Source organism: Rhodoferax sp. SPJ4, from assembly GCF_058216275.1.
On record NZ_JBYZMN010000001.1, the window covers coordinates 496357 to 522655 of the forward strand.

General features: G+C 68.6%; 26 protein-coding genes. 12 read left to right on the forward strand and 14 right to left on the reverse strand.

Features of this window, described 5'->3' with window-relative positions:
• Positions 1-3: 3 nt before the first annotated feature.
• From AC4BAR_RS02460 to AC4BAR_RS02470, 3 genes are all read right to left on the reverse strand, one after another.
• A complete protein-coding gene (locus AC4BAR_RS02460; RefSeq protein ID WP_490626225.1) occupies positions 4-1206 on the reverse strand; it encodes an efflux RND transporter periplasmic adaptor subunit in 1203 nt (400 codons plus the stop codon).
• Entirely contained in the window at positions 1203-1883 is a 681-nt protein-coding gene (locus AC4BAR_RS02465) for a TetR/AcrR family transcriptional regulator (protein WP_490626226.1), read from the reverse strand. The genes AC4BAR_RS02460 and AC4BAR_RS02465 overlap by 4 nt, the downstream gene beginning before the upstream one ends.
• Positions 1884-2217: 334 nt before the next feature.
• Positions 2218-2724 carry a hypothetical protein gene (locus AC4BAR_RS02470; RefSeq protein WP_490626227.1) on the reverse strand — a complete coding sequence of 169 codons (507 nt, stop codon included), beginning with the start codon at positions 2722-2724 and terminating at the stop codon, positions 2218-2220.
• 522 nt (positions 2725-3246) lie between these two features.
• Between AC4BAR_RS02470 and AC4BAR_RS02475 the strand changes: the two genes are divergently transcribed.
• Together AC4BAR_RS02475 and AC4BAR_RS02480 are read left to right on the forward strand one after the other, a co-directional pair.
• Positions 3247-3675, forward strand: a complete 429-nt coding sequence (locus AC4BAR_RS02475) for an MAPEG family protein (RefSeq protein WP_490626228.1) — start codon at positions 3247-3249, stop codon at positions 3673-3675.
• Between the two features lie 12 nt (positions 3676-3687).
• On the forward strand, positions 3688-4140 hold the full coding sequence (locus AC4BAR_RS02480) for a hypothetical protein (protein ID WP_490626229.1): 453 nt from the start codon (positions 3688-3690) through the stop codon (positions 4138-4140).
• 16 nt (positions 4141-4156) lie between these two features.
• On the opposite strand, the gene AC4BAR_RS02485 is transcribed toward AC4BAR_RS02480, so the two are convergent.
• The gene (locus AC4BAR_RS02485; protein WP_490626230.1) at positions 4157-5353 is read right to left on the reverse strand and encodes an acyl-CoA dehydrogenase; all 1197 of its coding nucleotides are present in this window, start codon (positions 5351-5353) and stop codon (positions 4157-4159) included.
• 76 nt (positions 5354-5429) lie between these two features.
• On the opposite strand from AC4BAR_RS02485, the gene msrA reads away from it, so the two are divergent.
• The 4 genes from msrA to AC4BAR_RS02505 all read left to right on the forward strand — a co-directional run bounded on the left by msrA (position 5430) and on the right by AC4BAR_RS02505 (position 9526).
• On the forward strand, positions 5430-5966 hold the full coding sequence (gene msrA, locus AC4BAR_RS02490) for a peptide-methionine (S)-S-oxide reductase MsrA (RefSeq protein ID WP_490626231.1): 537 nt from the start codon (positions 5430-5432) through the stop codon (positions 5964-5966).
• Between the two features lie 45 nt (positions 5967-6011).
• Positions 6012-6410, forward strand: coding sequence for a hypothetical protein (locus AC4BAR_RS02495; protein WP_490626232.1), 399 nt, complete (start codon positions 6012-6014; stop codon positions 6408-6410).
• Positions 6411-6477: 67 nt separating this feature from the next.
• On the forward strand, positions 6478-8532 hold the full coding sequence (locus AC4BAR_RS02500; protein ID WP_490626233.1) for a TonB-dependent receptor: 2055 nt from the start codon (positions 6478-6480) through the stop codon (positions 8530-8532).
• Positions 8533-8566: 34 nt separating this feature from the next.
• Positions 8567-9526 carry an AEC family transporter gene (locus AC4BAR_RS02505; RefSeq protein ID WP_490626234.1) on the forward strand — a complete coding sequence of 320 codons (960 nt, stop codon included), beginning with the start codon at positions 8567-8569 and terminating at the stop codon, positions 9524-9526.
• Between the two features lie 7 nt (positions 9527-9533).
• Here AC4BAR_RS02505 and pdxH read toward each other — a convergent pair whose 3' ends face one another.
• Positions 9534-10181 (reverse strand): pyridoxamine 5'-phosphate oxidase, encoded by a 648-nt coding sequence (gene pdxH, locus AC4BAR_RS02510; RefSeq protein ID WP_490626235.1) that lies wholly within the window; start codon positions 10179-10181, stop codon positions 9534-9536.
• 73 nt (positions 10182-10254) lie between these two features.
• On the opposite strand from pdxH, the gene AC4BAR_RS02515 reads away from it, so the two are divergent.
• Both AC4BAR_RS02515 and AC4BAR_RS02520 read left to right on the forward strand, forming a co-directional pair.
• The gene (locus AC4BAR_RS02515; RefSeq protein WP_490626236.1) at positions 10255-11238 is read left to right on the forward strand and encodes an XdhC family protein; all 984 of its coding nucleotides are present in this window, start codon (positions 10255-10257) and stop codon (positions 11236-11238) included.
• A complete protein-coding gene (locus AC4BAR_RS02520; protein ID WP_490626237.1) occupies positions 11235-11783 on the forward strand; it encodes a nucleotidyltransferase family protein in 549 nt (182 codons plus the stop codon). The genes AC4BAR_RS02515 and AC4BAR_RS02520 overlap by 4 nt, the downstream gene beginning before the upstream one ends.
• A gap of 22 nt (positions 11784-11805) precedes the next feature.
• Here the strand turns inward: AC4BAR_RS02520 and AC4BAR_RS02525 are convergent, their stop codons facing one another.
• From AC4BAR_RS02525 to AC4BAR_RS02535, 3 genes are all read right to left on the reverse strand, one after another.
• Positions 11806-12420, reverse strand: coding sequence for a gamma-glutamylcyclotransferase (locus AC4BAR_RS02525; protein WP_490626238.1), 615 nt, complete (start codon positions 12418-12420; stop codon positions 11806-11808).
• Positions 12421-12560: 140 nt separating this feature from the next.
• Complete coding sequence (gene gloA / locus AC4BAR_RS02530) at positions 12561-12971, reverse strand: lactoylglutathione lyase (protein WP_490626239.1); 411 nt, start codon at positions 12969-12971, stop codon at positions 12561-12563.
• A gap of 15 nt (positions 12972-12986) precedes the next feature.
• On the reverse strand, positions 12987-13547 hold the full coding sequence (locus AC4BAR_RS02535; RefSeq protein WP_490626240.1) for a PaaI family thioesterase: 561 nt from the start codon (positions 13545-13547) through the stop codon (positions 12987-12989).
• A 61-nt stretch (positions 13548-13608) separates the two neighbouring features.
• Between AC4BAR_RS02535 and AC4BAR_RS02540 the strand changes: the two genes are divergently transcribed.
• Positions 13609-14079: a MarR family winged helix-turn-helix transcriptional regulator gene (locus AC4BAR_RS02540; RefSeq protein ID WP_490626241.1), complete on the forward strand. Its 471-nt coding sequence runs from the start codon at positions 13609-13611 to the stop codon at positions 14077-14079.
• 66 nt (positions 14080-14145) lie between these two features.
• Positions 14146-15615, forward strand: coding sequence for an RNB domain-containing ribonuclease (locus AC4BAR_RS02545; RefSeq protein ID WP_490626242.1), 1470 nt, complete (start codon positions 14146-14148; stop codon positions 15613-15615).
• 9 nt (positions 15616-15624) lie between these two features.
• Here AC4BAR_RS02545 and AC4BAR_RS02550 read toward each other — a convergent pair whose 3' ends face one another.
• From AC4BAR_RS02550 to AC4BAR_RS02570, 5 genes are all read right to left on the reverse strand, one after another.
• On the reverse strand, positions 15625-16569 hold the full coding sequence (locus AC4BAR_RS02550) for a CapA family protein (RefSeq protein WP_490626243.1): 945 nt from the start codon (positions 16567-16569) through the stop codon (positions 15625-15627).
• Complete coding sequence (locus AC4BAR_RS02555) at positions 16566-16979, reverse strand: hypothetical protein (RefSeq protein ID WP_490626244.1); 414 nt, start codon at positions 16977-16979, stop codon at positions 16566-16568. Before AC4BAR_RS02555 ends, AC4BAR_RS02550 begins: the two co-directional genes overlap by 4 nt.
• Before the next feature lie 72 nt (positions 16980-17051).
• Positions 17052-19553, reverse strand: a complete 2502-nt coding sequence (locus tag AC4BAR_RS02560; RefSeq protein ID WP_490626245.1) for a sensor histidine kinase — start codon at positions 19551-19553, stop codon at positions 17052-17054.
• 74 nt (positions 19554-19627) lie between these two features.
• A complete protein-coding gene (locus AC4BAR_RS02565) occupies positions 19628-20446 on the reverse strand; it encodes an ABC transporter substrate-binding protein (RefSeq protein WP_490626246.1) in 819 nt (272 codons plus the stop codon).
• 13 nt (positions 20447-20459) lie between these two features.
• On the reverse strand, positions 20460-21551 hold the full coding sequence (locus AC4BAR_RS02570; RefSeq protein ID WP_490626247.1) for an HD-GYP domain-containing protein: 1092 nt from the start codon (positions 21549-21551) through the stop codon (positions 20460-20462).
• Positions 21552-21893: 342 nt separating this feature from the next.
• Between AC4BAR_RS02570 and AC4BAR_RS02575 the strand changes: the two genes are divergently transcribed.
• A complete protein-coding gene (locus AC4BAR_RS02575) occupies positions 21894-22430 on the forward strand; it encodes a cytochrome b/b6 domain-containing protein (RefSeq protein WP_490626248.1) in 537 nt (178 codons plus the stop codon).
• Between the two features lie 81 nt (positions 22431-22511).
• On the opposite strand, the gene AC4BAR_RS02580 is transcribed toward AC4BAR_RS02575, so the two are convergent.
• Positions 22512-24218, reverse strand: a complete 1707-nt coding sequence (locus tag AC4BAR_RS02580; RefSeq protein ID WP_490626249.1) for a DEAD/DEAH box helicase — start codon at positions 24216-24218, stop codon at positions 22512-22514.
• A gap of 401 nt (positions 24219-24619) precedes the next feature.
• Here AC4BAR_RS02580 and ettA point away from each other — a divergent pair, with 401 nt between their 5' ends.
• On the forward strand, positions 24620-26281 hold the full coding sequence (gene ettA / locus AC4BAR_RS02585; protein ID WP_490626250.1) for an energy-dependent translational throttle protein EttA: 1662 nt from the start codon (positions 24620-24622) through the stop codon (positions 26279-26281).
• The last annotated feature ends 18 nt before the right edge of the window (positions 26282-26299 follow it).

Sequence of the window (26299 nt, forward strand, 5' to 3'; positions counted from 1 at the left end):
GGCTCAGCGGGCCGAGGCCGGTGCGGAGGCGGGCAGGGCCGGTGCAGCAGGAGCAGAAGCCGGTGGGGCAGCGGACGCGGGCGGCAAGGTCACCACCGTGCCCTCGCGCAAGGCACCCACACCGCCGCGCACCACCAGCGCACCCTCGGGCAGGCCACTCACCAGCACCAGCGGGTCGGCCCCGTCGTCGCCGCGCGCACCGGGCGTGACGGGCTGGTGCACCACCTTGCCGTCGCGCACCAGCTGCACATAAGGCATGGGCTTGTCGGTGCGCACCGCGCTCAGCGGCACGGCCAGGCCCTGGGCCTGGCCGGTGGCCAGCGTGCCTTGCGCAAACTGGCCCTGGCGCAGGCCGGGGGTGGCGTCCAGCGCCAGGTACACCAGCACGCTGCGGCTGCCGGCCTGCACGCTGGGGTTGATGCGGCTCACGGTGGCGGCCACGGTCCGGGTGGCCGCGCCATCGCCTTCGAGCTGCAAACGGGCTTTCTGGCCCACCCGCACGTCGAGCGCGTCGCCCACGCTGAGCGTGGCTTCCAACTCCAGCCGGCCGAGGTCCACGATTTCCAGCACCTTGGCGTCCACGCCCACCCGCTCGCCGGGCTGGGCCAGCCGCTGCGACACCTGGCCGCTGAGCGGGGCCCGCAGCACCGTGTCGTTCACCGATTTTTGCGCCACGTCGGCCCCGGCCAGCGCGGCCTTGAAGCTGGACTGGGCCGCTGCCAGGTTGGCCTGCGAGGTGTCGAGCGCGGTGGCCGAAATGAAACCTTGGTCCACCAGCGCCTTGTTGTTGTTGAACTGGCGCTGGGCAATGTCCACCTGGGCCTTGGCCGCGTCGGCCTGCTCGCGGGCCTGGCGGGCCCGGGCCTGGAACTCGTCGGGCTCAATGCGGGCCACCACCTGGCCGGCGCGCACCGTGTCGCCCTCGCGCAGCGTCAGGCCCTGCACCTCGCCCGCCACCCTGGCCTTGACCAGCGCCGAATTCACCGCCCGCAGCGCGCCGGAAATCGGCACGCCCAACGCCAGCGTGCGCGGGCTGGCCCGCACCAGATCGTCTGCCGCCAGCGCCACCACCGTCTGGCTGCGCGCCGCCACGCTCTCGGCCAGTGCGGCCTGCTGGGCCTTGCGCACAGACAGCGCCCGCCACACACCGGCGGCCAAGGCCAGCACCACCAGGGCCACCAGAATCCAGGAGAGCCAGCGCTTCATGCCTTGTCTTTCGTTGGGGCGGGGCCGTCGCCCCGCAGCAGGCCATGCAAGATGATGTCGATCTGGCTGGCAATGTAGTCGTGCGGGTCCATCTGCACGTCGGTCGCGCAGGGGCCCATGGAGTGTTTCCACATGATCAGAAAAATCATCGGCGCCACCACGCTGAACACCGCGTAGTCGAGGTCCATCGGGCGGAACTCGCCGCGGTCAATGCCACGCTGCAGGATGCGGCGAATCAGCTCGCGGCCGGGCTGCATCACCTCGCGCTGGTAGAACTGCGCCAGCTCGGGAAAGTTGCGCGCCTCGCTCATCATCAGCTTGGTGATGCCCGAGGCCTTGGTGGCACCCACCCGCTCCCACCACGAGGTCATGGCGTAGCGCAGCAGCTCGGCGGTGGGGGCCTGCGAGGCGTCGAACTCGGCGTTCCACTCGACAAAGCGCTTGGCAATGCTGTCCATCACCACCGCCTTGAACAGCTCTTCCTTGCTGGGGAAGTACAGAAACAGCGTGCCCTTGGACACCCCGGCCCGCGCCGCCACCTCCTCGGACCGGGTGGCCGCAAAGCCCTTTTCCACAAACAAGTCCAGCGCCGCCTCCAGCAGCTCGCCCGGGCGGGCCTGCTTGCGCCGCTCGCGCTTGGCGGTGGGTTCGGGGGAATCGGAGGAATCGGGTGACATGTAATTACTGACTGACTGGTTAGTAATGTACGTGGCGCAGAGAGGGGCGTCAAGCCGGGGCGACGCATGCCCGGGCGCCAGAGCAGGGAGAGTTGGGAGGGGCCGGGTTAAGGTGCCTGGGTAGGGCCGCCTGGAGCAAGGAATTCCATCTGCTCTACCGGCAGTGAATGGCCGAAACAGGCTGGCTGCAGCCGGTCAACCGTAGAAATCCTGCGACTGCTTTCACAGGTAGACGCCACACACCACTGCTGCCACCAACAAGGTAAGGCCAGCAGGTGACTCCAGAAGGACAGTTGCGGACCGTCTGGCAAGTGATCCATGGATGCCTCTGGCGCTATTTTCTGGGCATAGCCGCCTCGCGGTCCACCATCATTTGCATCATCTGCTCCATCATGGTCATGCGCCGCTCCATTTGCTGATGCATTCCCATCATGCCGCCCATGCCCTGCATGCCAGACGCACCCGGGGCAGCGCCGGACGCCGCCTTCTGTGGCGGCATCATCCCCATTCCGCCCTGGCTGTTGGTTCCGCCCATGCCCTGCATCTGGCCCATCATGGACATGCCCGACTGCATGAGCTTCATGTGTTCATCCATCAGGGATGCACGCTCGGCCGGTGTCTTGGCCGATTGCATGAGCTGGTGCATGTCCTGCATGGTCTTCATCTGCTTGTCGAACGCGTCGGGCGTGGTTGGCTTCTTCTGCGCAGGGGCTGCTGCTGCGGGCGGACCGCCCGGCGGATGGTGGGCCGAATGGTCTTGATCGGCCTTGGTGGCCTGGGCCAGGGCAAAACTGGACGCCGTCAGGGCGACGAGGGTGGACGCAAAGACTTGCAGGCGCATGGTTTTCTCCTAATGGTCGATCAATTGCAGCATCCGGGAGTTTTCACCGGCGCGCCTTGATTCATGTCAATGGCAATGGCTTGCCGGGCGGCGCAGCAGCATCGTCCAGAACAGAACTCCGGGGCCGTTGTCGGGGTTGTCTTGGCAGGCCCAGCCTTGTCGTCGGCATGCTCAATCGCTTGGCGAACAGCCTGGGCGACCTAGGCTCGCTAGGACAAGGAACACGCAACTGGCGCGCCGCCACGTTTTTCTCTTTGACCGCTTAGCACTTCGAACGGTGAGTCAATGGTTCGGGTTCGAGTGGCAGCTAACGCTGCGAAGCTGTCGTTGTAGGGGCGAGCCGCCCAGCTGCCACTTTCGGTGGCGGATTCAACCGCAAATCCCTCGCCAACGCTGTGTCGGCTCCGCTGGTTCACCACCAACATCCGACAGCATCGCTCGCCTTTGTCACCTCCGCACTCGCCAGCACCCGGGGCCGGTGGCAATATTGGATCTCGCTACACCTTGATCTGACCCAAGCCCATGACCTCCAAATTCGCCATCCTCTGGCCCGTGTTCGCGCTGGCCGCCTGGACCGGCTGTGTGCTGGTGATGGTGGCGGCGCGGCGGGTGATGGCCGGTAGGCAGGGCTTGGTGCATCCGCGTGAATACGCCATGGGAGAGTCGCCTCGGGTGCCCGACCATGTGCGCCTGCCCAACCGCAACTACATGAATTTGCTGGAACTCCCAGTGCTGTTCTACCTGGCCTGTGTGCTGGCCCACGTCACCGGCCTGGCCTCGCCCACGCTGGTGGCGCTGGCCTGGGCCTATGTGGCCTTGCGGGTGGTGCACAGCCTGGTACACCTGACCTACAACCATGTGATGCACCGCTTTGCCGCCTTTGGCGCCAGCAACGGGGTGTTGATTGCGATGTGGCTGCTGCTGGGCCTGGCGCTGGCGGGCGCGGTCTGAACGGTTTTCACCATGCCCCGCACCCTGCGCAAACTCTCCACCGGGATGGCGCTGGTTGCCTGGCTGCTGGCCTGGCCGGCCCTGGCGCAAGACCTGCGCGCCGCCCCCGTGCCACCCAGCCACCCGCTGCTGGGCGCCTGGCGGGTGGCGCTGCCGGTGGCCTCTTGTGTGGAGGAGCACACGCTGCGCGGTGACGGCACCCGCAGCTCGCTGTCGGGCGAGGAGCGCAACGACGCGGTGTTCGAGCTGTCGGCCCTGCCGTCGCCCCAGGGTTATTACCGCTGGGTGGACCGGGTGGAGCGCGGCAACGGCCGGCCCGACTGCGGCGGCGGTGTGGCCGCTGTGGGCAAGGTGATGGTGCACTTTGCGCGGCTGCTGGACGACGGTCAGCGTTTTCTGCTGTGCGCCGACCAGCGTCTGGAATCCTGTTTCGCCACCTTCCACCGGGTGGGTTTGGACACTTAGCGCGGCGTTGAGGCGTTCAGTAAAACGCCTGCAGCCCCGTTTGCGCCCGGCCCAGAATCAGCGCGTGCACGTCGTGTGTGCCTTCGTAGGTGTTGACGGTTTCCAGGTTGATCATGTGGCGGATCACGTGGTATTCGTCGTGGATGCCGTTGCCGCCATGCATGTCGCGCGCCATGCGGGCAATGTCCAGCGCCTTGCCGCAGCTGTTGCGTTTGATCAGGCTCACCATCTCGGGCTGGTCGCGGCCCTCGTCCATCAGCCGGCCCACGCGCAAGCAGCCCTGCAATCCCATGGCGATTTCGGTCTGCATGTCGGCCAGTTTTTTCTGGATCAGCTGGTTTTGCGCCAGCGGCCGGCCAAACTGAACGCGGTCCAGCGTGTACTGGCGGGCGCGGTGCCAGCAGTCTTCGGCCGCGCCCAAGGCGCCCCAGGCAATGCCGTAGCGGGCCTTGTTGAGGCAGCCGAATGGGCCTTTGAGGCCCGCCACGTTGGGCAGCAGGTTGGCCTCGGGCACAAACACGTCGTCCATCACGATCTCGCCGGTGATGCTGGCGCGCAAGCTCATCTTGCCATCGATCTTGGGGGCGCTCAGTCCCTTCATGCCTTTTTCCAGCACAAAGCCGCGGATGCATTCCTGGCCGCCCACCTTGCCGTCGGGGTCGGCCAGTTTGGCCCAAACCACAAACACATCGGCAATCGGGCTGTTGGTGATCCACATCTTGGAACCCTTGAGCTGGTAGCCACCGTCCACCGGCTTGGCCCGGGTCAGCATGCTGGCAGGGTCGGAGCCGTGGTTGGGTTCGGTCAGGCCGAAGCAGCCCACCCATTCGCCGGTGGCCAGCTTGGGCAGGTATTTCTGCTTTTGGGCTTCGCTGCCGTAGGCGTTGATCGGGTGCATCACCAGCGAGCTTTGCACGCTGATGGCGCTGCGGTAGCCGCTGTCCACCCGCTCCACCTCGCGGGCAATCAGGCCGTAGGCCACGTAGCTCATGCCGGCGCAGCCATGGCCCTCAATGGTGGAGCCCAAAAAGCCCATGGCGCCGGCCTCGGTCATGATGGCGCGGTCAAAGCTTTCGTGGCGGGCGGCCATCAGCACCCGGGTTTGCAGCTTGTCCTGGCAGAAGGTGTGGGCCGCGTCCACCACCGCCCGTTCGTCGTCGCTGAGCTGGTCGGCGAGCAAAAACGGGTCTTCCCAGTTGAACTTGGCTTTCATTCGGATTCCTCGGGTGTCGTGAAGGGAAAAAGCCTTTGGAGTTTAATCAGGCTTGTCTTTTTGCGAGGTCAACTGCATGACAACCCACACCGTGATCCTGGGCGGCGGCTGTTTCTGGTGCACCGAGGCGGTGTTCGTCAAGGTGCGCGGCGTGTCCGACGTGGAATCGGGCTACGCCAACGGCCACACCCGAAACCCTACCTACGAGCAGGTGTGCTCTGGCACCACCGGCCACAACGAGGTGGTCAAGCTGGACTACGACCCGGCCGACATCTCGTTGAGCGAGATCCTGGAAATATTTTTCCTGATCCACGACCCCACCACGCTCAACCGCCAGGGCAACGACGTTGGCACCCAGTACCGCAGCGGCATCTACACCACCACGCCGGAACAACTGGCCGAGGCGCAGGCCTTCGTGGCCGCGCTGCAGGCCTCGGGCGTGTACGGCCAGCCCATCGTCACCGAGGTGGAGGCGCTGCAAAGCTACACCCCGGCCGAGGACTACCACCAGGACTTCTTCGAGCGCAACCCCCACCAGGGCTATTGCATGGCGGTGGCCGGCCCCAAGGTGGCCAAGTTCCGCAAGACCTTTGCCGACCGCTTCAAGGGCTGACCGGCCGACAATCCACACTTCACCGCTTCGGTTTTTTCCATCGGCATGACCTCCGTTCCACGCGTTCCAGCCCGCCCGCTGGCCGGCCCCCGCAGTCTGCGGCGGCTGGCCGGTGGCTGGCTGCTCGTGCTGGCGCTGGCGCCTTTGCTGTGGCAGACGCTGGGCCAGATCCACCGGGTGGCGCACGCGCCGGGGCTGCATGCGTCCTCCGCCGCGGCCACCGCCGCGCCGGTGACCGGGCTGGCCACGCTGGGGAGCCACGCGGCCGACGACGGCCTGTGCCGGCTGCTCGACCAGCTGGCCCTCGGCCATGGTCTGGGCGCCGCCGCCTGGGCCTTGCCGCCGGTGGTGTTTGCCGTCGGGCTGGCGCTGGCCACCGGGCTGGCCTGGCCGCAGGCCGCACCGCTGGCCTTTGAGGCCCGGGGCCCACCCTTTCTCCGCTGAATCCCGCCGCTGAGCGGGCGCCCTGTGTGGGGCGCCCGTCTCTTGCTTTTGGTTCAACGGAGTGTTCATGAACAAAACCTTTTCCCGCCCCGCCCTGGGCGTGGCCTTGTGCTCGGCGTTTTGCGCCGGCCTCAGCGCGCCCGCCGGGGCCCAGCAGGCCGATGCCAGCCTGAAAGAAGTCACCGTCACCGGCAACCCGCTGGGCAGCGAGCAATCCACCGCACCCACCACCCGCTTGTCGGGCGAGGCCTTGCTGCTGAAGCAAAAGTCCACGCTGGGCGAAACCCTGGACGGCCTGCCCGGTGTCTCCAGCAGCTACTTTGGCCCCAACGCCAGCCGGCCCATCGTGCGTGGCCTGGACGGCGACCGCATCCGCGTGCTGCAAAACAGCGGCGCCAGCCTGGACGCCTCCGGTCTGAGCTTTGACCACGCGGTGCCGGTGGACCCGCTGGTGGTGGAGGGCGTGGAGGTGCTGCGTGGCCCCGGCGCGCTGCTGTACGGCGGCAGCGCGGTGGGCGGCGTGGTCAACCTGATCGACCACCGCATCAACGGTGAGCCGCTGTTCGGCCCTGAGGGCGGCGTCAGCGGCCGGGCCGAGCTGCGGGCCGGCGGCGCGGCCAGCGAGCGCGGCACCAGCGCCTTGCTCGAAACCGGTACCGACCGCTTCAACCTGCATGTCGACGCCTTCCAGCGCCACACGGCCGACACCCGGGTGCCGCTGGACCTGGCCTGCAGCCGGCCCGGCGCACCCGGCCTGGCCCGTCGCATCTGCAACTCGGCCAGCGACAGCGAGGGCCTGGCGCTGGGCGGCACGCTGCTGTTCGACCGCGGCCACCTGGGCCTGTCTACCAGCGGCTACAGCAGCCATTACGGCACGGTGGCCGAGGACAACGTGAGCATCCGACTCAAGAGCCAACGCACCGCGCTCGAAGGCGAGCGGCGTGGCCTGGGTGGGCCGTTCCAGTCGGTCAAGCTGCAGGCCAGCCACACCGACTACCGCCACACCGAGTTCGACGGCCCCGACCCCGGCACGCTGTTCACCAACCGCGGCAACGACCTGCGGCTGGAGGCCCGGCAAACCCGCAGGGGCGCGCTCGACGGCGTGTGGGGCCTGCAGACCGAAAACAACCGCTTTGGCGCCAACGGCGAAGAGGCCTTTGCGCCGTTTTCCACTACCCGGCAGCGCGCGCTGTTCACCCACCAGGAGCTGGCCACCGCCTGGGGCAAGCTGAGCCTGGGTGGCCGGGTGGAGGCGGTGCGCGTCACCTCGCTGGGCAACCCCGACGTGGCGCGCTTCGAGCTGGGCAGCCGGGGCTTTGCGCCGCGCAGCCTGGCGCTGGGCGGGCTGGTCAAGCTCAGCCCCGGCTGGGACCTGACGGCCAACCTCGCGTCCACCGAGCGTGCGCCGCGCGACTACGAGCTGTTTGCCAACGGCCCGCATGTGGCCACCGGTGCCTACGAGCAGGGCAGCAGCGCGCTGGGGGTGGAAAAGTCCACCAACCTCGACGTGGGCGTGGCCTGGAAATCTGGCGCCCACCGCTTTGGCCTGAACGCCTTTGTGAACCGCTTCCGCAACTTCATTGCGCTGCAGGCCACTGGCAACAGCCGCGGCGCCGACGGCACGCTGAACCCGGCCGACCCCGAGGCCTTGCCCGAGTACCGCTACCAGGGCGTGCCCGCGCGCTTTCATGGGCTGGAGGCCAGCGGCACTGTGAGGCTGCTGCAAAGCCCCGCCACGCTGGACCTGGAACTCAGTGGCGACCTGGTGCGCGCCACCCAGACCGACACCGGCGAGCCGCTGCCGCGCATCGCACCGGTCCGGCTGGGCGCGGCCCTGGTCTATGCCAGCGGCCCCTGGGGCTGGCGCCTGGCTGCCACCCGCGCGGCGGCGCAAACCCGGGTGCCCAGCGGCGAGCTGCCCACCGCGGGCTACACGCTGGTGCAGGCCGCACTGACCTACAAGGCCCGCCTGGGGACGAGCCACCTGACCTGGTTTGCCCGGCTGGACAACGCCACCGACCGCCTGGCCTACAGCGCCAGTTCCATCCTGACGCAGACCGCGCCAGGCAAGGCGCCGCTGCCGGGGCGGGGGCTGACGGCGGGTGTGCAGGCCAGTTTCTGAAGCAGGGGGCAGGGCGGCCCACTAACATCAGGGCATGAACCATCCCGTTGTGGCCGCGCTGATGCCCGTGGTCGTGCTGATCGCCATCGGCTTCATCGCCGGCCGGGCCCGTTGGATCCGGCCCGAGGCGGTGAAAGACCTGTCCAACCTGGTGTTTTTGGTGCTGACGCCGTCGCTGCTGTTCCGCACCATGGCCGGGGTGCAGGTGCAGCAGCTCGATTTCCGGCCGGTGGGTGTGTACTTTGTGGCCGCCGGGCTGATTTTTGCCACGGTGCTCGCTACCCAGGGCCTGAACCGCCGCGCCGCGGTGCTGGCGCTGGCCGCCACCTTCAGCAACACGCTGATGATTGGCGTGCCGCTGGTGGGCCTGGCCTACGGCGAGGCCGGGCTGGTGATTCTGTTCACGCTGGTGTCGGTGCACGCGCTGGTGCTGTTGACACTCTCTACCGCGGTGCTGGAGCTGGCGGTGGCCCGCGAGGCCGGCGGTGGGCAGGGCCAGCGCCCCGGCCAGCTGCTGGCCACGGTGGCCCAGGCCGCCCGCAACACCGTGCTGCACCCGGTGCCGCTGCCCATCCTGGCCGGGCTGCTGTTCGCCCAGACCGGCTGGGGCCTGCCCGGCGTGATCGACAAGCCCCTGCAGCTGCTGGGCAATGCCTTCACCCCGCTGGCCCTGGTGCTGGTGGGCATCACGCTGGCCCGCACCGCGGTGGGGGTGCACTGGCGTGGCGCGCTCACCCTGGCGCTGGCCAAGAACCTGGTGCACCCGCTGCTGGTGGTGGGGCTGGGCTGGGCGCTGCAGCTCTCCGGCCTGTCGCTGCTGGTGATGGTGCTGGCGGCCTCGCTGCCGATTGGCGCCAATGTGTTTTTATTTTCGCAGCGCTACCAGGTGGCCGAGGAGCTGGTGACGGCCAGCGTGGCGGTGTCCAGCCTGCTGGGGCTGCTGACCTTGTCGGCGGTGATGACGGCGCTGACGCTGTGGGCGCCGGCCGTCTGACGGTGCTTCAGGGCGCCAGGCGCTCGCGTTGCCAGCCGCCCTGGCCGTCGGGCCGGTAGCAGAGCCGGTCGTGCAAGCGGCTGGGCCGGCCTTGCCAGAACTCCCAGCGGTCGGGCACCAGCCGGTAGCCACCCCAGTGCGGCGGGCGGGGCGGCTGTAGCAGGAACTGCGCGGCGTATTTGGCGGCGTTGGCCACCAGCGTGCCGCGGCCGGCAATCACCTGGCTTTGCGGGCTGGCCCAGGCGCCGATGCGCGAGTCCAGCGGCCGGCTGTGGAAATAGGTGTCGCTTTCTTCGGCGCTGACCTGCTCCACCCGGCCCTCGATGCGCACCACCCGCTCCAGCTCCACCCAATGGAACTGCAGCGCGGCATAGGGGTTGCCAGCCAGTTCCTGGCCCTTGCGGCTGGCGTAGTTGGTGTACCAGACGATGCCCCGCGCATCCACGCCCTTGATCAGCACCACCCGGGTGCTGGGCCGCAGGTCCGGGCCCACGGTGGCCACCGTCATCGCGTTGGGTTCGGGCAGCTCGGCGCGCAAGGCTTCGCCCAGCCAGCGCTCGAACTGCTGCAACGGGTCGGCGGCCGAGGCGGCCTCGTCGAGTTCGGCTTTTTCGTAGCTTTTGCGGAGGTCGGCAATCGGGCTGGGCAGGGTCATGCGGGCAAGTATAGGCAGCGCCCCGGTCGCCTGCCCGGCCTGGGGCGGCCCTGGGCGTGCGGTATAAAGCGCCATGGAAAACATCGACCTGCGGGTGCTGTCCGACCTGCTCGCCTGGAAACAGGCCGGCCACGCGGCGACCCTGGTGACCTTGCTGGAAACCTGGGGCACCTCGCCCCGCCCCGCGGGCGGCCTGCTGGCGTTTCGCGGCGACGGCCAGTTCAGCGGCTCCGGCCTGGGGCTGGAAGACGACCTGATTGCCCGTGCCCGCGCCGCGCTGCAGCTGGCCCCGCCCAGCGACCTGCCGGCCGAGGTGGTGCACGCACTGACCCAGCAGGAGGCCGAGGAACAAGGCCTGCCCTGCGGCGGCAACCTGCGCCTGGTGCGCGAACCCATCACCGACACCACCTGGGTGCAGGAACTGCTGGCCCGCACCCATGACCACCGCCGGGTGGCCCGCAAGCTGACGCTGGCCACCGGCCAGGTCAGCCTGATCGATTTGCCCGACGACCAGGCCGCCGGCGAGAAGCTGGCTTTTGACGGCCGCCAGCTGGTGCGGCGTTTCGGCCCGCCCTGGCGGGTGCTGCTGGTGGGCGCCAGCGAGCTGGGCCAGGCGGTGGCCGGGCTGGCGCTGGCGCTGGATTTTGAGGTGGCCATGGTCGACCCGCGGCCCGGTCACGGCCCTGAGCGCGACCGGCCCGGTGTGCAGCGGCTGGACGGCGACCCGGGTGAGGCGGTGCGTGCCGCCCGGCCCGACGCCCACACCGCGGTGGTGGCGGTCAGCCACGAACCGGCGCTGGACGACCCCGGCCTGCACGCCGCGCTGGACACCCCGGCCTTCTACATCGGCGCGCTGGGCTCCAAACGCAACCAGGAAATGCGCCAGCAGCGCCTGGCCGAACGCTATGGCCGCACGGCCGAGCAGTTCAGCCGGGTGCGCGGCCCGGCCGGCCTGAAGCTGGGCGGCCGCACGCCGTCGGAAATGGCGCTGGCCATCATGGCCGAGCTGGTGATGGCCAAACACGGCCTGGTGGTCGGATCAGAGGGCAAGCCATGAGCCGCGCGCCCAAGCTGCCCACGGTGGTGGTGCTGGCCTCGGGCAAGGGCGAACGCTTCACCGCCTCGGGCGGCCAGGTCTACAAACTCAAGGCGCTGCTGGGCGGCAAACCGGTGCTGGAGCACACGCTGGACGCGGTCAAGGCCAGCGGCCTGCCCTGGCACCTGGAAGACAAAGGCCACCCCGGCATGGGCGACTCGATTGCCGCGGCGGTGCGGGCCACCGCCCAGTCGCCGGGCTGGTTGATCCTGCCGGGCGATTTGCCGCTGATCCGCGGCGCCACCTTGCGCGAGCTGGCGCTGGAGCTGGCCAACCACACCGTGGTGGTGCCGATTCACCAGGGCCAGCGTGGCCACCCGGTGGGATTCTCGGCGGCCTGCGGCCCGGCCTTGATGGGACTCAGCGGTCCCGAGGGCGCGGCCTCCATCCTGCAGGCCCACCCGGCGGCGCGCATCGCGGTGGACGATGAGGGCACCGTGACCGACATCGACACCGTGGATGCTTTGCAGGCGGCCGAGGCGCTGTGGCAGGCGCGCCAGCGCTGAGGCCAGGCGGAGGCGGAGGGGGTCAGTTGTGGGGTGCCAGCCGCAGCAGCCGGCCCAGCATGGGGTCGGCAATGCCGTGGCGGCCCAGGCACTCGTGGGTCTGGCGGGCGTAGTCCAGCGTGGTGCCGAAGCGGCCACGGGCACCGGAGAACACCCGGCGGTATTCATGCTCGCTGAGTTCGCCGGTGAAGCTGGGGCTGCGGCGTGACAGCGTGAACGCCAGGCCACGCACAGTGCCGGCGGGGGTGTGGCAACGCAGCCAGCGCGGGTCGTAGACGCCGGTGACCATCTCGCGCTCCCAGAGTTTTTGCAGCACCGCATGGCCCTCATGGCGAGGCACCCGCAGCGCCACGCCCTGGCAGCTGCCGCCAGACAACATGGCAAACACCAGGCCCGGGCATTCGGGGGAGCCGCGGTTGAGCCGGCTCCACATCTTCAGCGCCCGATGCCAGCCATGGACCTTGGCCGGGCGGCGCTCGGTACAGTCGAACTCGGGCCGCCAGATCAGCGAGGCGTAGCCAAAGACCCAGAAGTCGTCGGCCTCGCCCCATTCGCGAACCGTCTGGGCCAGCAGCGGCCGGGGGTCGCGCAGCACCGGGGGTGCAGCGTGGGGGGCGGAGATGGGCAGGGCGCTCACAAGCTGATTAACGCCGAAATCGCCGCATCCGATGACGCGAACTGCACCGATTTGGCCGGCCAGCTTGCGCTTTTGTTGTCAGAACGCGTCAGCCGGGCGGGGCGGGGTGCGCCCGAATCGGGCGCGAGGCCGGTGGGGGCTCAGCGCAGGCCCTTGCCGGCCTCACCCTCGGCGCGCTGGATCAGCTCGATCTTGTAGCCGTCGGGGTCGGTCACGAAGGCGATCACCGTGCTGCCGCCGGCCACCGGGCCGGCTTCGCGGGTGACGTTGCCACCGGCGGCCTTGATCTTGTCCACCGCGGCGTAGGCGTCGGGCACACCCAGCGCGATGTGGCCGTAGGCCGTGCCCAGCTCGTACTGCTCCACCCCCCAGTTGAAGGTGAGCTCCAACTCGGCATGCTCGGGGTTGTGGCCATAGCCGACAAAGGCCAGCGTGTACTTGTACTGCGGGTTTTCGGAGGTGCGCAGCAATGTCATGCCCAGCACCTGGGTGTAGAAGTCAATCGAGCGCTGGAGGTTGCCCACGCGCAGCATGGTGTGTAGGAGTCGCATGGCGCAGATTGTGGCTCAGCGCGGCGCCCACTCAAACACCAAACAGGTGGTGGTGGCATGGGCATAGAGCTTGCCGTCGGCGCCGACGATGCGGGCCTCGGCGGTGGCCAGCTGTTTGCCGCTGTGCAGCACCGTGCCAATGGCCCGCAGCGGCCCGGTCTGGTGCGAGGCGGCGCGCACGATGTTCACCCCCAGCTCGGCGGTGGTGTAGGCCCGGCCCACCGGCAGGCTGCTGTGCACCGCGCAGCCCAGCGCCGAATCCAGCAGCGTGGCGTACCAGCCGCCATGCACCGTGCCCAGCGGGTTGTAGTGCTTGAGCTGCGGCCGGCCCTGGAACACCGCCCGGCCATGGCTGACCTCCACCAGCATGAAGTCCAGCGTGTCGGCGATGTGGGGGTAGGGCGAGCGGCCATCCAGCATGGCCTGCATCTGTTCCAGCCCGGTTTTGCCCACCAGCATGTCGGGCGTGGCCAGGCCGGCCTTGCCGCCGCCGGCCTGCATGCGGGACTGCGCGGCGGCCAGCTCGGCCTCCCATTGGGCTTGGATTTCGGCGGGGGAGGGGGTGGGGTGGTTCATGGGGGCTCCGGGGTGATCAATCAATTGCATCTGCAACAATTGTAGGTACAATTAAATTGCCATGCCTGTCACCCACGTGTCGACCCTTCTACCGCCCGCCGGCGCGGCCCAGCCGCGGGGTTGCACCAACCTGAAACTGCGCCAGCTGATGCGCCGGGTGGCCCAGCATTACGACGCCGAGATGGCGCCCTGCGGCCTCAAGGGCACGCAGTATTCGCTGCTGTCGCACCTGGTGCTGGGCGGGCCGCAACGGCCGGCCGACCTGGCGGCGGCGATGAAGCTCACCCCGTCCACCTTGTCGCGCAACCTGCAGCCGCTGGTGGCCGCCGGCTGGCTGGCGGTGGGGCCGGGGGTGGACGGCCGCAGCCGGGTGGTGTGGGCCACCGAAGCCGGCCAGGCCAAGCGGGCCGAGGGGCAGCGCCGCTGGAAAGCCGCCCAGCTGGCCTTGAATGCCCGGCTCGGCGCCGACCAGGTGGTGGCCTTGCATGCCTTGATCGACGAGGCGCTGGCGCGGCTGGCGTCGGCCGGCTGAGACCGGCGCACGGCGCGCGAGCGAAGCGCAGAATGGGTGGACCGCACAAGCAGCCGAGACCTCACCATGGGACGTGGACTGGCCAAACACCGCAGTGACCTTGCCACCATCGCCACCTGGGCGATGTTCAGCCGCGGCCTGCAACCGGAGTTCTCGCATGCGGTGCTGGCGCAGCTGGCCGGCATCGGCGGCCCGGCCCGCGACACCGACCCCGCCATCCGCGACCTGACCCGGCTGCCCTGGTGCTCCATCGACAACGACGACTCGCGTGACCTCGACCAGCTCACGGTCAGCGCGCCTTTGCCGCACGGCGGCGTGCGCATGCTGGTGGCGGTGGCCGATGTGGACGCGCTGGTGGCGAAAGACTCGCCGATCGATGTGCACGCCCGGCACAACACCACCGCGGTCTACACCTCGGCCCGGGTGTTTCTGATGCTGCCCGAACGGCTGTGCACCGACCTGACCTCGCTCAATCCCCACCAGGACCGGCTGGCCCTGGTGACGCAGATGGACTTTGCCGCCGACGGCGTGTTGCAGGCCTCGCTGATTTACCGCGCCCTGGTGCGCAGCCAGGCCCAGCTGGCCTACGACGCGGTGGCCGCCTGGCTGGACGGCCAGGCCGAGCTGCCCGAGTCCGCGGCGGCGGTGCCAGCGTTGGCCGGCCAACTGCGGGTGCAGGACGCGCTGGCCCAGCAGCTGCGGGCGCTGCGGCGCACCCGGGGCGCGCTGGAGTTCGAGACCTTCCAGCCGCGCGCCTTTTTCGACGGCGAACGCATCACCGGCATTGCCCAGCAAGTGCACAACCGGGCCCGCCAGCTGATCGAGGAGTTGATGATTGCCACCAACGGCTGCTGCGCCCGCTTTCTGAGCGAACACGCCGGCGTGTCGCTGCGCCGGGTGGTGCGTTCACCGGAGCGCTGGCAGCGCATCGTGGCGGTGGCCAGCCGATACGGTTGCACGCTGCCGCCCCAGCCCGACGGCCGGGCACTGGAGGCATTTCTGGCGCGGCAGCACAGGGCCGATCCGCTGCGTTTTCCGGATTTGTCGCTGGTCATCGTCAAGCTGATGGGCTCGGGCGAGTACGTGGTCGAGCGGGCCAAGGGGCCGCCCATCGGCCACTTCGGCCTGGCGGCCCAGGCCTACATGCATTCCACCGCGCCCAACCGGCGTTTCCCCGACCTGCTGACGCTGCGGCTGGTCAAGGCCGCGCTGGCCGGTGTGCCCCTGCCTTATTCGGTGCGCGAGCTCGAGGCCCTGGCCGCCCATTGCACGGTGCAGGAAGACGCGGTGCGCAAGGTCGAGCGCCAGGTGCGCAAGTCGGAGGCGGCGCTGCTGCTGCACCCGCGCATTGGCGAACGTTTCGACGGCATTGTCACCGGCCTGACCGACCGCGGCGCCTGGGTGCGCATCTTCGACCCGCCGGCCGAGGGCCGTTTGACCGAGGAGGGCGCTGACCTGAGGGTGGGCCAGCAGCTGCGGCTGCGCCTGGTGTCGACCTCGGTGGAGCGCGGCTTTGTGGACTTTGTGCCGGCCTGAGGCCTGGCCTCAGCGACCGACAGAGCGTGGCCCGGGGCCAGCCGGGTGGGGCACACCTTGCGGGTCGATGCGGGCCCGCTCGATGGCCCAGCCGCTCACACCCTGGCGGTTCAGTTCCAGACGCAGCAGCCAGCCGGTGTTGTTGTCGGCGTCGGAAAAGCCGTCAAAGACGAAATTGCCCAGGCTGTAGAAAATGGGTTTGCCCTGGTGGGTTTCGGTGTCCTGCACCACATGCGGGTGGCCGCCCACCACCGCGTCGGCCCCGGCCTCGATCATCAAGCGGGCCAGCCGGCGCTGGCGGGCGTTGGCCAGCGGCTCGTGTTCCACGCCCCAGTGCATGAACGGGATCACCAGGTCGGCCTTGTGGGTGCGCCGCGCCTCGCGGATGTCCCACAACACCTGCTCGTCGTCGCTCCAGGCAATGCCGGGCTTGTCGTGATCGGCCTCGAAGCTGCGCGGAAAAAACTCGTTGTAGCCCAGGAGCGCGATGCGCAGGCCATTGCGTTCGATGACCAGCGGGCGGTGGGCCTCGGCCAGGGTACGGCCGCCGCCGAAATAGGCCAGGCCCTTTTGCTCGAGCAGGCCCAGCATCTGGGCAAAGGCCTGCGGCCCGAAATCCCCCGAGTGGTTGTTGGCCAGCGACACCGCGTCGAAGTGGCGTTTCAGCGGGCCCAGCACCCGTGGGTGGGCACGGAAGGTGTAGGGCTTGCCCGGCTCGGCGCGGCCGGTGGTGGCCACCACACATTCGAGGTTGGCGATGCGGATGTCGGCGCCAGCCAGCGACTTGGCGAACGGAGCCAGCGGGTCCTGGCCGCGCCGCACCAGCCGGCCCGGGCGGTCGTCCAGCATCACGTCGCCGACAAAAACCATGGACACCACCGGCAAGGCTTCCGGTGCGGCCGCGTGGGCGCTCAGCCAGGCGCTGGCCAGCAACCCCCACACCAGCCGCTTCACGGTGTGGCCTCGGTCAGTGCGCATTCGTAAGCCATCTCGCGGCCCAACCGGGGCGAATAAACCACCTGTCGGCCGCCCAGCGGCAAGCGGCTGGCGCCGGCGGGCAGCCGGGGCTTGACGTGGGTGGACTGGTGCAGCGGCACGGGCAGGGTGCCTTGAAGGTACTGGCTGGACAGCGTCACATGCTCAATCACCTCGGCCGTGCCCAGCACCACCGCCTTGAAGCGGAACAGGCCATGGATGTCGACCGGCGCCGCCTCGTAAGGCGTGGCCGTAGGTGCAAATGTCAGCTGCCAGGTCTCGCCGCCCTGGGCGATGTCGCAGCCCACCTGCAGGCCGGCCTGGGCGGGACCGGCCAGGGCCAGCAGGGCGGTGACCACCAGCGTGGGACGGGCAAGCGGAACAGGCATGGCCGCCACCTTAGCCGGCGCCCCGGGCCAGGGCTATCCGGGCTTACCCAAGCCGGCCGCCATCGGGCCCGCTCAGGCCAGCGCGGTGGCCAAGGCGGCGGGCCGGGCGGCGGTGTCCAGCCCCAGCGCTGCGGGTCTGGCCGGCAGCTGCAGGCGGAACACCGCGCCGCCGTCGGGTGCGTTGTCGGCGGTGATGCTGCCGCCATGGGCGGCCATGATGCGGCGGCAGATGGTCAGGCCCAGGCCGGTGCCGCCGGCCTCACCGGCGGTGGCGCTGGACTGCACAAAGGGCTCGAAGATGGCGTCCAGATCGGCCTCGGGGATGCCCAGGCCATGGTCGCGCACCGACACCTCGAGGGTGTCGCTGTCGCGCACATGGCCCTGCAGCTCGATAGTGCTGCCATCGGGTGCGTAGCGCATGGCATTGGCCAGCACGTTGCGCACCACCTGCTGCAGGCGCAGGTTGTCGGCCCGCGTGGGCAGCGGCGGCGGCGGCGCGGTCCAGGCGATGCTGAGCCGGCGGGGCTGGGCCAGTGGCCGCAGTTCGCGCGCCACCTCGCTGACCAGCTCGGCCAGGTCGCGCGGCTGCAGGTCCATGGTGGTGGCCTCGGCTTCGGCCTTGGCCAGGTCCAGCAGGTCGTTGACCAGTGCCAGCATGCGCTGGCCGCCGCCATGGATGTCGTCGAACATTTCCTTCACGTCGGCCTGGTCGGCGGCGAACTCGGCGCCCAGGTCGGAGAACCCGATGATGGCTTGCAGCGGGGTGCGCAGCTCGTGGCTGATGTGGGCGATGAACTCCGACTGCAGGCGGTTGGCCCGTTCGGCTGCCTCCTTGCCGCGGCGGATGCTGCGCTCGGCTTCGCGGAACTCGGTCACGTCCATCATGCTGCCGACGATGCCGGCCAGGGTGCCGTCGGCGTAGACCAGCCGCACCTTGGTGATGACGGTGTCGCGTGGGGGCCGGCCCGGCATGTTGATCTGGTACTCGTAGCGCACCGCCTCGTCGGACTGCATCAGCCGCCGGTCTTGCTGGCGGTGCAGCTCGGCGCGCTGTGGGGGCATCTCGGTGTGCTGGGTGTACAGGCTTTCCGGGGTCTGGCCAATCACCTGCTGCTTGGTCAGGCCCACCATGGCCAGCCAGGCCGCGTTGACCATCACGTAGCGGCCCTGGGCGTCCTTGACAAACATCGGTGTGGGGTTGACTTCCAGCAGCCGGGCGGTGAACTGCAGCTGCCATTCCAGCTTGTTGCGGGCGATCTGGCGGTCGGTCACGTCCATCGCACAGCCGGCAAAGCCCAGCAGCGCCTGGTTGTCGCCGCGCACCGGCGCCACCGACAGCTCCAGCGCCCGCTGGCCGCCGCCGGGCAGGCTGACCTGCACCAGCACCGCGTGCAGGTCGGGATGGTGGTCGGGCTGGAACAGCCGGGCCACCCGGTCGCGGTCGGCAGGCTGGCAGAAGTCGGTCAGGTGCTGGCCCAGCGCGTCGGTGGTCGGGCGGCCGAAGAAGGGCTGCCAGCGCTCATTGACGAAGCTGATGCGGCCGTCGGCGTCGGTGCGAAAGATCAGCTCCTGCACGCTTTCCACCATCACCCGCAGGTTGCGTTCGCTGACCAGCGCCTGCTCGCTGGTGGACTCCAGCACCCGCTGCATGCCCTCGTGGCTGCGCAAGTTGCGCCAGGCCCCGGTGGTCATCGCCGCGATCAGCGCCAGCGCCACCGCGCAGGCCATGCCCACCCACTGGGCCTGCTCGTTCAGTGCGGCAACAACCTCGGCGTGCTTGCTCTGCACCACCACCACCACCGGCCGCTGGCGCAGCGTGCGATAGGCCGCCACCGCTGGCCGCCCGTCGATGCCGGGGCCGATCAGGCTGCCGCGTTCATGGGCCGGCAGCTGGTCGCGGAAGAAGGGGTGCTCGGCGGCCGAATGGCCCAGCGGCAGGTCGATGTTGTCGGTGGCGCTGAGCAGCCGGCCCTGCAGGCTCAGCAGCGCGGCGCTGCGGCTGTCGTCGGCCAGGATCAGCTGGTGTTCGTTGGCGAAGTAGTCGGGGTTGAGCACCGCCACCAGAAAAGCGTTGTTGCCCGCATGGTCGTGCACCGACCGCACCAGCGGGATGAAGCTGCGCGGCGAGGCCTGGTTGGCGGCTTTGGCGTCATAGAGGTCGCGCCCCATCACCAGGCCGCCCAGCCGGTCGGTTGCCCCGGCCGTCGGCAGCGGCACCTGGTTGGCCGACACCACCGCGCCCAGGTTGTCGGCCACCGAGCTGGCCAGCACCCGGCCCTGGCGGTCCATCAGCGACAGGCTGCGCAGCGCCGGCAGGCCTTGCTGGGCCTGCAGCAGCAGCGCGCCAAGTTTGCGCGCGTCGCTGCCGCCTTCCAGTGTGGGCACGGTTTCGGCCACCGCGGCCAGCGTCACGTCGACGGTGTTGAAGGTGCGGTTGGCGTGGTCTTCCAGCAGCCGGGTGAGCATCTGCGTGTACTGCAGCTCGTTGGCCTGCCGGTCCCGCTGTTCATGCCATAAAAAGCTGGCGGCCAGCACCAGCACCGCCAGCGCCAGCCCGCCGCCGACGGCGAGCACGCCCCGGCGTCCCAGCCACACCGGCAACCGGTTGCGGGCGATGGCGGCCTGGGTCTGGGCGTCGAGTCGGTAGCCTATTTGGGCACCATGATGGCCGTCAGGCCGTTGCGTTCGGCGGCGCGCTGCAGCCGGCCATCGCGCTGGATGCGGACGACGAACTCGTTGACCTTGGCCAGCCAGGCCTCGTCGCCAGGCTTCACCGCGTAGGCGTAGGGCAGCACATGGAAGGGTTTGGCCGGGGCCACCAGGCGGGCCCAGTCGGCGTTGTCGAGCAGGCGGCGGCTGTAGGGGTAATCGGTCATGAAGACATCCACCCGGCCGGCCTCCAGTTCCTGCTCACGGGTTTGCGGCGGCTTGATGGTGACCATCTGGGCCCGCTTCAGGCTCTCGGCCATCACCGGCTCCATGAAGGTGCCGGCCTGCACCGCCACCTTGACGCCCGGCTGGTCGATGTCATCCCAGCCGCGGATGGCGCGGTTGCTGCGGGTGGTCACACCGTAGATGTCGCTCTGCAAATAGGGCTGGGAGAATTTCAGGTGCTCGGCCCGCTGCGGCAACACGCCCACCGCGAACATGGCCACGTCGCAACGCTCGCCCAGCAGGTCGGCCACCAGCGTGGGGAAGGACGAGTCGACATAGGTCAGCTTGACGCCCAGGTCCTTGGCGAAGGCCTGGGACAGGTCGACGTCGATGCCCACCAGCTGCTGGGTGCGGGGGTCGCGAAAGGTCACGCCGTAGTAGGCCGGCCAGATGCAGACCCGCAGCTCGCCGGCGGCCTGCACTTTTTTCAGCGTGGCCACGGCGGCAGGGGCGGCGGGCGGCGCGGCATGGCCGGCGGTGACGGTGGGGGCCAGCACGAAAGCGGCGGCCCAGGGGTGGAACCAGGAAGTCATGGCGGGGGGCGGCTCAGGCCGCGATCACGTGGTGGAGGTCGGCGAAGCGGGCGCGGATTTGCTCCACCTGAGGCACCAGGTCGAGAAACCCTTCCATCAGGTGGGGGTCGAAATGTTTGCCGGCCTGGCCGGACATGAACTGCACCGCATCGGGCACCGTCCAGGCTTTCTTGTAGGGCCGCTCGGAGGTGAGTGCGTCAAACACATCGGCGATCGCCACGATGCGGGCCGCTTCGGGAATGTCGTAGCCGGCCAGCTTGCGCGGGTAGCCGCTGCCATCCCATTTTTCGTGGTGCGAGAGCGCGATGTCGCTGGCCATTTCCAGCAGCGGGTTGCCCGAGCCGGACAGGATGTCGGCACCAATCGCTGCGTGGGTTTTCATGATTTCCCACTCCGGCGGCGTCAGCGGGCCGGGCTTGAGAAGCACCTCGTCGGGAATGCCGATTTTGCCGATGTCGTGCATCGGGCTGGCTTTGAGGATCAGGTCGCAGGCGTCGTCGTTCCAGCCGACATGGCCGGCCAGCAGCGCCGAGACATGGCTCATGCGCAGCACATGCTGACCGGTCTCGTTGTCGCGCAGCTCGGAGGCACGGCCCAGCCGGTGGAACATTTCCACCCGCAGGTTTTGCACCTCGTCGTTGCGCTGCTGCACCACCCGCAGCAGGTCCTGGTTGTTGCTTTGCAGCAGCTGGTGGGCCAGATGGGCCATCAGGATGTTGTGCACCCGGGCCAGCAGCTCGCGGCGGTTGAAGGGTTTGTTCAGGAAATCGGTGGCGCCGGACTGCAGCGCGCGCAGCATCAGTTCTTCGCTGCATTGGGCGGTGAGGATCACGATGGGCGGACGCATCGGGTCCTTCAGCGCCATGATCTGCCGCATCACCTCGAAGCCGTCGGCGTGCGGCATGTTCAGGTCGAGCAGGATCAGGTCGGGTTGCATCGTCAGGTAGCGCTGCACCGCCTCGCGCGGGTCCTGCAACAGACCCACCTGGCCATAACCGTCGGCCCGCAGAATCATCTGCAGCAGCTTCAGGTTGGCGGGTTCGTCGTCAATCACCAGAATGCGCGCCCGCTTGGCATCGTGGTGGTCCTGCATCGCGCTGGTCATAGGCCCTTCTGCTTCAGTTGGGTCGGTCGGTTGCCACGGGCCCCCGTTGTGCAACCGGGCGGACAATCCGCCTTTGCAGAGTTTTACGGCCGCTGGACGGAGAACTTGATAGGCCAAAAGTCTTGTGTCTTGTGGCCTGTCTCTGTGGTGACATTCGGTGCGATCCCAACGGCCCATCGGCGGCGGTTCAGCGTCGGTTCAGCCGGGCTTGGTGTAATGGGGTTGACGGCACCGCCCACGCCTTGTTGACCCCTTGTTTGTTGTTGTGAGGAAAACCATGAAATATGTCCGGGTCTGCGTCGCCCCTCACCCCGGCCGGCCGCTGCCGACGCCACACTGCCCATGAGCACACCCATCCCGCTGCAGGCCGTGCCGGTCTGGGACCGTTTTGTGCGCCTGTTCCACTGGGCGCTGGTGGCCACCATCGTGGTCAATTACTTTGTGCTCGACGACGGCGAAGACATCCACCAGTGGCTGGGCTACCTGGCCTCGGCGCTGGTGGGCGCGCGGGTGGTGTGGGGTGTCATCGGCCCGCCCCATGTGCGTTTTGCCAGCTTCTGGCCCACGCCGCGCCGGGTGATGGACCACCTGCGCGACCTGCGGGCCGGCCGCCACCCCTTTCATGCCGGCCACAACCCGCTGGGCGCGCTGATGATGCTGGCGCTGATGGCCCTGGTGCTGGGCCTGGGCCTGACCGGCTGGATGCAGTCGCTGGACGCTTTTTTTGGCGACGAATGGCTGCAGGAGCTGCACGAGCTGCTGGCCGGCACACTGATCGCGCTGGCCGGGATACACGCCTTGTCGGCCATCGTCATGGGCCGGCTGGAACGCACCCGGCTGGTGAAAGCCATGTTCACCGGCCGCAAGGAACGCTACTGACAGGCCGGCCGCGGCGCCCATGAAAAAAGCCACCCGAGGGTGGCTTTGTCATTTCCGGGTCTGCGCACAGACCCGGGGGCCTCAACGGCCGAAGCTGCGGGTGGAGTTGCCCGGGCCACGCGGGCCAAAGCCACCACCGCCGCCGCTGCGACGGCCACCGCCACCACCACCGCCGCGGCGGCCGCGTTCGGCCATGCTGTCGATGCTGGTGCGCAGCGGGTCGGGCTGGCGGGCCGGGCCCTGGTTGGTGCCGGCGTCATAGGGGTTGGCGTGGGCATTGGGGTTGCGCGGCGGCTGGTTCTCGTCACGGAAACCGCGTGGCTGCTGGCCACCGCCGTTGCCGCCGCCACCACCGTAGCCACCGCCGCCGCCATGGGCTGAGCGACCGGCGCCCGAACGGGGCTGGCCTTGCGCTGGGCGCTGGCCTTGCGGCGCACGCGGTGCGGGGGCACGGCCACCGCCGCCGCCGCCACCGGCGCGGCCACCGCCACCACCCTGGCTGGCCTTGTTTTCACGCACCCGCTGCAGCATCTCGGTGCGGGCGGCCTTGGCGGCGGCCTGCATCACGTCGCGGCTGGGCGGCTTGCCGGCACCACCCCAAATGGTCTGGCGGCCCATGGCCAGCGGCTCGGCCTTTTCGCCAGCGTCGGGGCCGAAGCCGTCGATCATCTGCACGGGAATCTGCTGCTTGGTGAAGCGCTCGATGTCCTGCATGAAGCCTTCTTCGTCCAGGCACACCAGGTTGACGGCTTCGCCGCTGTTGCCAGCACGGCCGGTGCGGCCGATGCGGTGCACGTAGTCTTCCGAGACGTTGGGGATCTCGTAGTTCACCACGTGCGGCAGCTCGTCGATGTCGATGCCGCGGGCGGCGATGTCGGTGGCCACCAGGGCGCGCACGTCACCGCTCTTGAAGCCGGCCAGCGCCTGGGTGCGGGCACCCTGGCTCTTGTTGCCGTGCAGCGCCATCGCGGTGATGCCGTTCTTTTCCAGGAACTCGGCCACGTTGTTGGCGCCGAACTTGGTGCGGGTGAACACCAGCACCTGGCTCCAGTTGTGTTCCTTGATGATGTGGGCCAGCAAGGCCTTTTTCTTGGCGCGGCCGACCGGGTGGATCACCTGGGTGATGCGCTGCACCGTGGTGTTGCGCGGCGTGACCTGGATGTGCAGCGGGTCGTGCAGCAGGCCGGCGGCCAGGTCACGGATCTCGTCGCTGAAGGTGGCCGAGAACAGCAGGCTTTGCTTGTTCTTGGGCACCAGGGCCAGCACCTTTTTCACGTCGTGGATGAAGCCCATGTCCAGCATGCGGTCGGCTTCGTCGAGCACCAGCACTTCCACGGTGGACAGGTCCAGCATGCCTTGCTGGGCCAGATCGAGCAGGCGGCCGGGGGTGGCGACCAGGATGTCGACACCGCTCTTGAGCTTGCTGATTTGCGGGTTCATGCCCACGCCGCCGAAGATCACGGTGGACTTGAGCGTCAGGTACTTGCCGTATTCGCGGGCCGATTCCTCGACCTGGGCGGCCAGTTCACGGGTGGGGGTCAGCACCAGGGCACGGATGCCGGTGCCGCCAAACTTGTTCTTGACCGCGGCGTTGACCGACAGGATCTGCAGGATGGGCAGCATGAAAGCCGCCGTTTTGCCGGTGCCGGTCTGGGCGCCGCCCAGCAGGTCGCGGCCTTCCAGCACCGAGGGGATGGCCTGGGCTTGGATGGGGGTGGGGGTTTCGTAGCCTTGCTCGCGCACGGCTTTCACAATGGCCGGGGCCAAATTCAGTTCATCAAAGGTCATGGAGGAGCGCCCGTCTCGGACGCCTGGAACCGGCCTGTCAGGGTGGGGACACCGTGTCAGTCAAAGGCCGGTCGGTTTCAGGGTGGGCTCTTCGGGGAGAGAAGTCACGCCTCACCGATGGGTCGGTGGCGCAGCCCCAGCAAGATGCTGATGTGCGGGTCACTGATGCCTGCACAGACTGAATTGTCGCACGTTGCGCCGCCCCGTGCCTGAGGCCAAGGTGACAGGGTGTGACAAGCTGCACGCAAGGCCATCGGGAAGCCGGCCCCGCGAGGCACGATAATCGGGCATTCCCGCGCCAGAGCGAGCCTGCCGGACCCCCGGGTCCGAGCCCGGCTCGCCCCTGTTTGCCCCGCAGCCTGCGGCGGCCCGCGCCCCCTTGTGTAGAGAAAGTGATTCCCATGGCCCAGTACGTCTTTTCCATGAACCGCGTCGGCAAGATCGTGCCGCCCAAGCGCCACATCCTGAAAGACATTTCCCTGAGCTTTTTCCCCGGTGCCAAGATCGGCGTGCTGGGCACCAACGGCTCGGGCAAGTCCACGTTGCTGAAGATCATGGCCGGTGTGGACAAGGAAATCGAGGGCGAAGCCATCCCCATGGCCGGCCTGAACATTGGCTATTTGCCGCAGGAACCCCAGCTCGACCCGACCCAGACGGTGCGCGAGAGCCTGGAGTCGGCCATGGAAAAGGTCTACGCCGCCCGCGCCCGGCTGGAAGAGGTGTATGTGGCCTACGGTGAGGAAGGCGCCGACTTTGACGCCCTGGCCGCCGAGCAGGCCGAGCTGGAGGCCATCATTGCCACGGCCGGCACCGACTCCGAGCACCAGCTGGAAATTGCCGCCGACGCGCTGCGCCTGCCACCCTGGGACGCCAACATCGGCGTGCTGTCCGGCGGTGAAAAGCGCCGCGTGGCGCTGTGCCGGCTGCTGCTGTCCAAGCCCGACATGCTGCTGCTCGATGAGCCCACCAACCACTTGGACGCCGAATCGGTGGACTGGCTGGAGCAGTTCCTGCAGCGCTACCCCGGCACCGTGGTGGCCATCACCCACGACCGCTACTTCCTCGACAACGCCGCCGAATGGATTCTGGAACTCGACCGCGGCTCCGGCATTCCCTACAAGGGCAACTACAGCGACTGGCTGACCCAGAAGCAGGCCCGCCTGGAAGGCGAACAAAAGGGCGAAGAAGCCCGCGCCAAGGCGCTGAAGAAGGAACTGGAATGGTCACGCCAGAACCCCAAGGCGCGCCAGGCCAAGAGCAAGGCCCGGCTGGCCCGCTTCGAGGAGCTGAGCGACTTCGAATACCAGAAGCGCAATGAAACCCAGGAAATCTTCATCCCGGTGGCCGAGCGCCTGGGCACCCAGGTGATCGAGTTCCACAACGTCAGCAAGTCTTTTGGTGACCGCCTGCTGATCGACAACCTGAGCTTTGCGATTCCGGCCGGCGCCATCGTCGGCATCATCGGCCCCAACGGTGCCGGTAAATCGACGCTGTTCAAGCTGATCGCCGGCCGCGAGACGCCCGACAGCGGCGAGGTGGTGATCGGCTCCACGGTCAAGATGGCTTTTGTGGACCAGCACCGCGACGAACTGGCCAACGAAAAAACCGTGTGGGAAGACGTCTCCGGTGGGCTGGACATGCTGACCGTGGGCAAGTTCACCATGGCCAGCCGCGCCTACTGCGGCCGTTTCAACTTCAACGGCGGCGACCAGCAGAAAAAAGTCGGCATGCTGTCGGGCGGTGAGCGTGGCCGCTTGCACCTGGCCAAGACGCTGATTGCCGGTGGCAACGTGCTGATGCTCGATGAACCGTCGAACGACCTCGACGTGGAAACCCTGCGCGCGCTGGAAGACGCGCTGCTGGAGTTTGCCGGCTCGGTGATGGTCATCAGCCATGACCGCTGGTTCCTCGACCGCATTGCCACCCACATCCTGGCGGCGGAAGGCGACAGCCAGTGGACCTTCTTCAACGGCAACTACCAGGAGTACGAAGCCGACAAGAAGAAACGCCTGGGCGAAGAAGGCGCCAAGCCGCACCGCGTGCGTTTCAAGTCGCTGAAGTAAAGCGCCTCAATCGGAGCG

What these genes read in the sequence shown, in the direction of transcription:
- AC4BAR_RS02460 (WP_490626225.1), bottom strand. Translation starts at nt 1,206, where the DNA reads ATGAAGCGCTGGCTCTCCTGGATTCTGGTGGCCCTGGTGGTGCTGGCC.
- AC4BAR_RS02465 (WP_490626226.1), bottom strand. Translation starts at nt 1,883, where the DNA reads ATGTCACCCGATTCCTCCGATTCCCCCGAACCCACCGCCAAGCGCGAG.
- AC4BAR_RS02470 (WP_490626227.1), bottom strand. Translation starts at nt 2,724, where the DNA reads ATGCGCCTGCAAGTCTTTGCGTCCACCCTCGTCGCCCTGACGGCGTCC.
- AC4BAR_RS02475 (WP_490626228.1), top strand. Translation starts at nt 3,247, where the DNA reads ATGACCTCCAAATTCGCCATCCTCTGGCCCGTGTTCGCGCTGGCCGCC.
- AC4BAR_RS02480 (WP_490626229.1), top strand. Translation starts at nt 3,688, where the DNA reads ATGCCCCGCACCCTGCGCAAACTCTCCACCGGGATGGCGCTGGTTGCC.
- AC4BAR_RS02485 (WP_490626230.1), bottom strand. Translation starts at nt 5,353, where the DNA reads ATGAAAGCCAAGTTCAACTGGGAAGACCCGTTTTTGCTCGCCGACCAG.
- msrA (WP_490626231.1), top strand. Translation starts at nt 5,430, where the DNA reads ATGACAACCCACACCGTGATCCTGGGCGGCGGCTGTTTCTGGTGCACC.
- AC4BAR_RS02495 (WP_490626232.1), top strand. Translation starts at nt 6,012, where the DNA reads ATGACCTCCGTTCCACGCGTTCCAGCCCGCCCGCTGGCCGGCCCCCGC.
- AC4BAR_RS02500 (WP_490626233.1), top strand. Translation starts at nt 6,478, where the DNA reads ATGAACAAAACCTTTTCCCGCCCCGCCCTGGGCGTGGCCTTGTGCTCG.
- AC4BAR_RS02505 (WP_490626234.1), top strand. Translation starts at nt 8,567, where the DNA reads ATGAACCATCCCGTTGTGGCCGCGCTGATGCCCGTGGTCGTGCTGATC.
- pdxH (WP_490626235.1), bottom strand. Translation starts at nt 10,181, where the DNA reads ATGACCCTGCCCAGCCCGATTGCCGACCTCCGCAAAAGCTACGAAAAA.
- AC4BAR_RS02515 (WP_490626236.1), top strand. Translation starts at nt 10,255, where the DNA reads ATGGAAAACATCGACCTGCGGGTGCTGTCCGACCTGCTCGCCTGGAAA.
- AC4BAR_RS02520 (WP_490626237.1), top strand. Translation starts at nt 11,235, where the DNA reads ATGAGCCGCGCGCCCAAGCTGCCCACGGTGGTGGTGCTGGCCTCGGGC.
- gloA (WP_490626239.1), bottom strand. Translation starts at nt 12,971, where the DNA reads ATGCGACTCCTACACACCATGCTGCGCGTGGGCAACCTCCAGCGCTCG.
- AC4BAR_RS02535 (WP_490626240.1), bottom strand. Translation starts at nt 13,547, where the DNA reads ATGAACCACCCCACCCCCTCCCCCGCCGAAATCCAAGCCCAATGGGAG.
- AC4BAR_RS02540 (WP_490626241.1), top strand. Translation starts at nt 13,609, where the DNA reads ATGCCTGTCACCCACGTGTCGACCCTTCTACCGCCCGCCGGCGCGGCC.
- AC4BAR_RS02545 (WP_490626242.1), top strand. Translation starts at nt 14,146, where the DNA reads ATGGGACGTGGACTGGCCAAACACCGCAGTGACCTTGCCACCATCGCC.
- AC4BAR_RS02555 (WP_490626244.1), bottom strand. Translation starts at nt 16,979, where the DNA reads ATGCCTGTTCCGCTTGCCCGTCCCACGCTGGTGGTCACCGCCCTGCTG.
- AC4BAR_RS02565 (WP_490626246.1), bottom strand. Translation starts at nt 20,446, where the DNA reads ATGACTTCCTGGTTCCACCCCTGGGCCGCCGCTTTCGTGCTGGCCCCC.
- AC4BAR_RS02570 (WP_490626247.1), bottom strand. Translation starts at nt 21,551, where the DNA reads ATGACCAGCGCGATGCAGGACCACCACGATGCCAAGCGGGCGCGCATT.
- AC4BAR_RS02575 (WP_490626248.1), top strand. Translation starts at nt 21,894, where the DNA reads ATGAGCACACCCATCCCGCTGCAGGCCGTGCCGGTCTGGGACCGTTTT.
- AC4BAR_RS02580 (WP_490626249.1), bottom strand. Translation starts at nt 24,218, where the DNA reads ATGACCTTTGATGAACTGAATTTGGCCCCGGCCATTGTGAAAGCCGTG.
- ettA (WP_490626250.1), top strand. Translation starts at nt 24,620, where the DNA reads ATGGCCCAGTACGTCTTTTCCATGAACCGCGTCGGCAAGATCGTGCCG.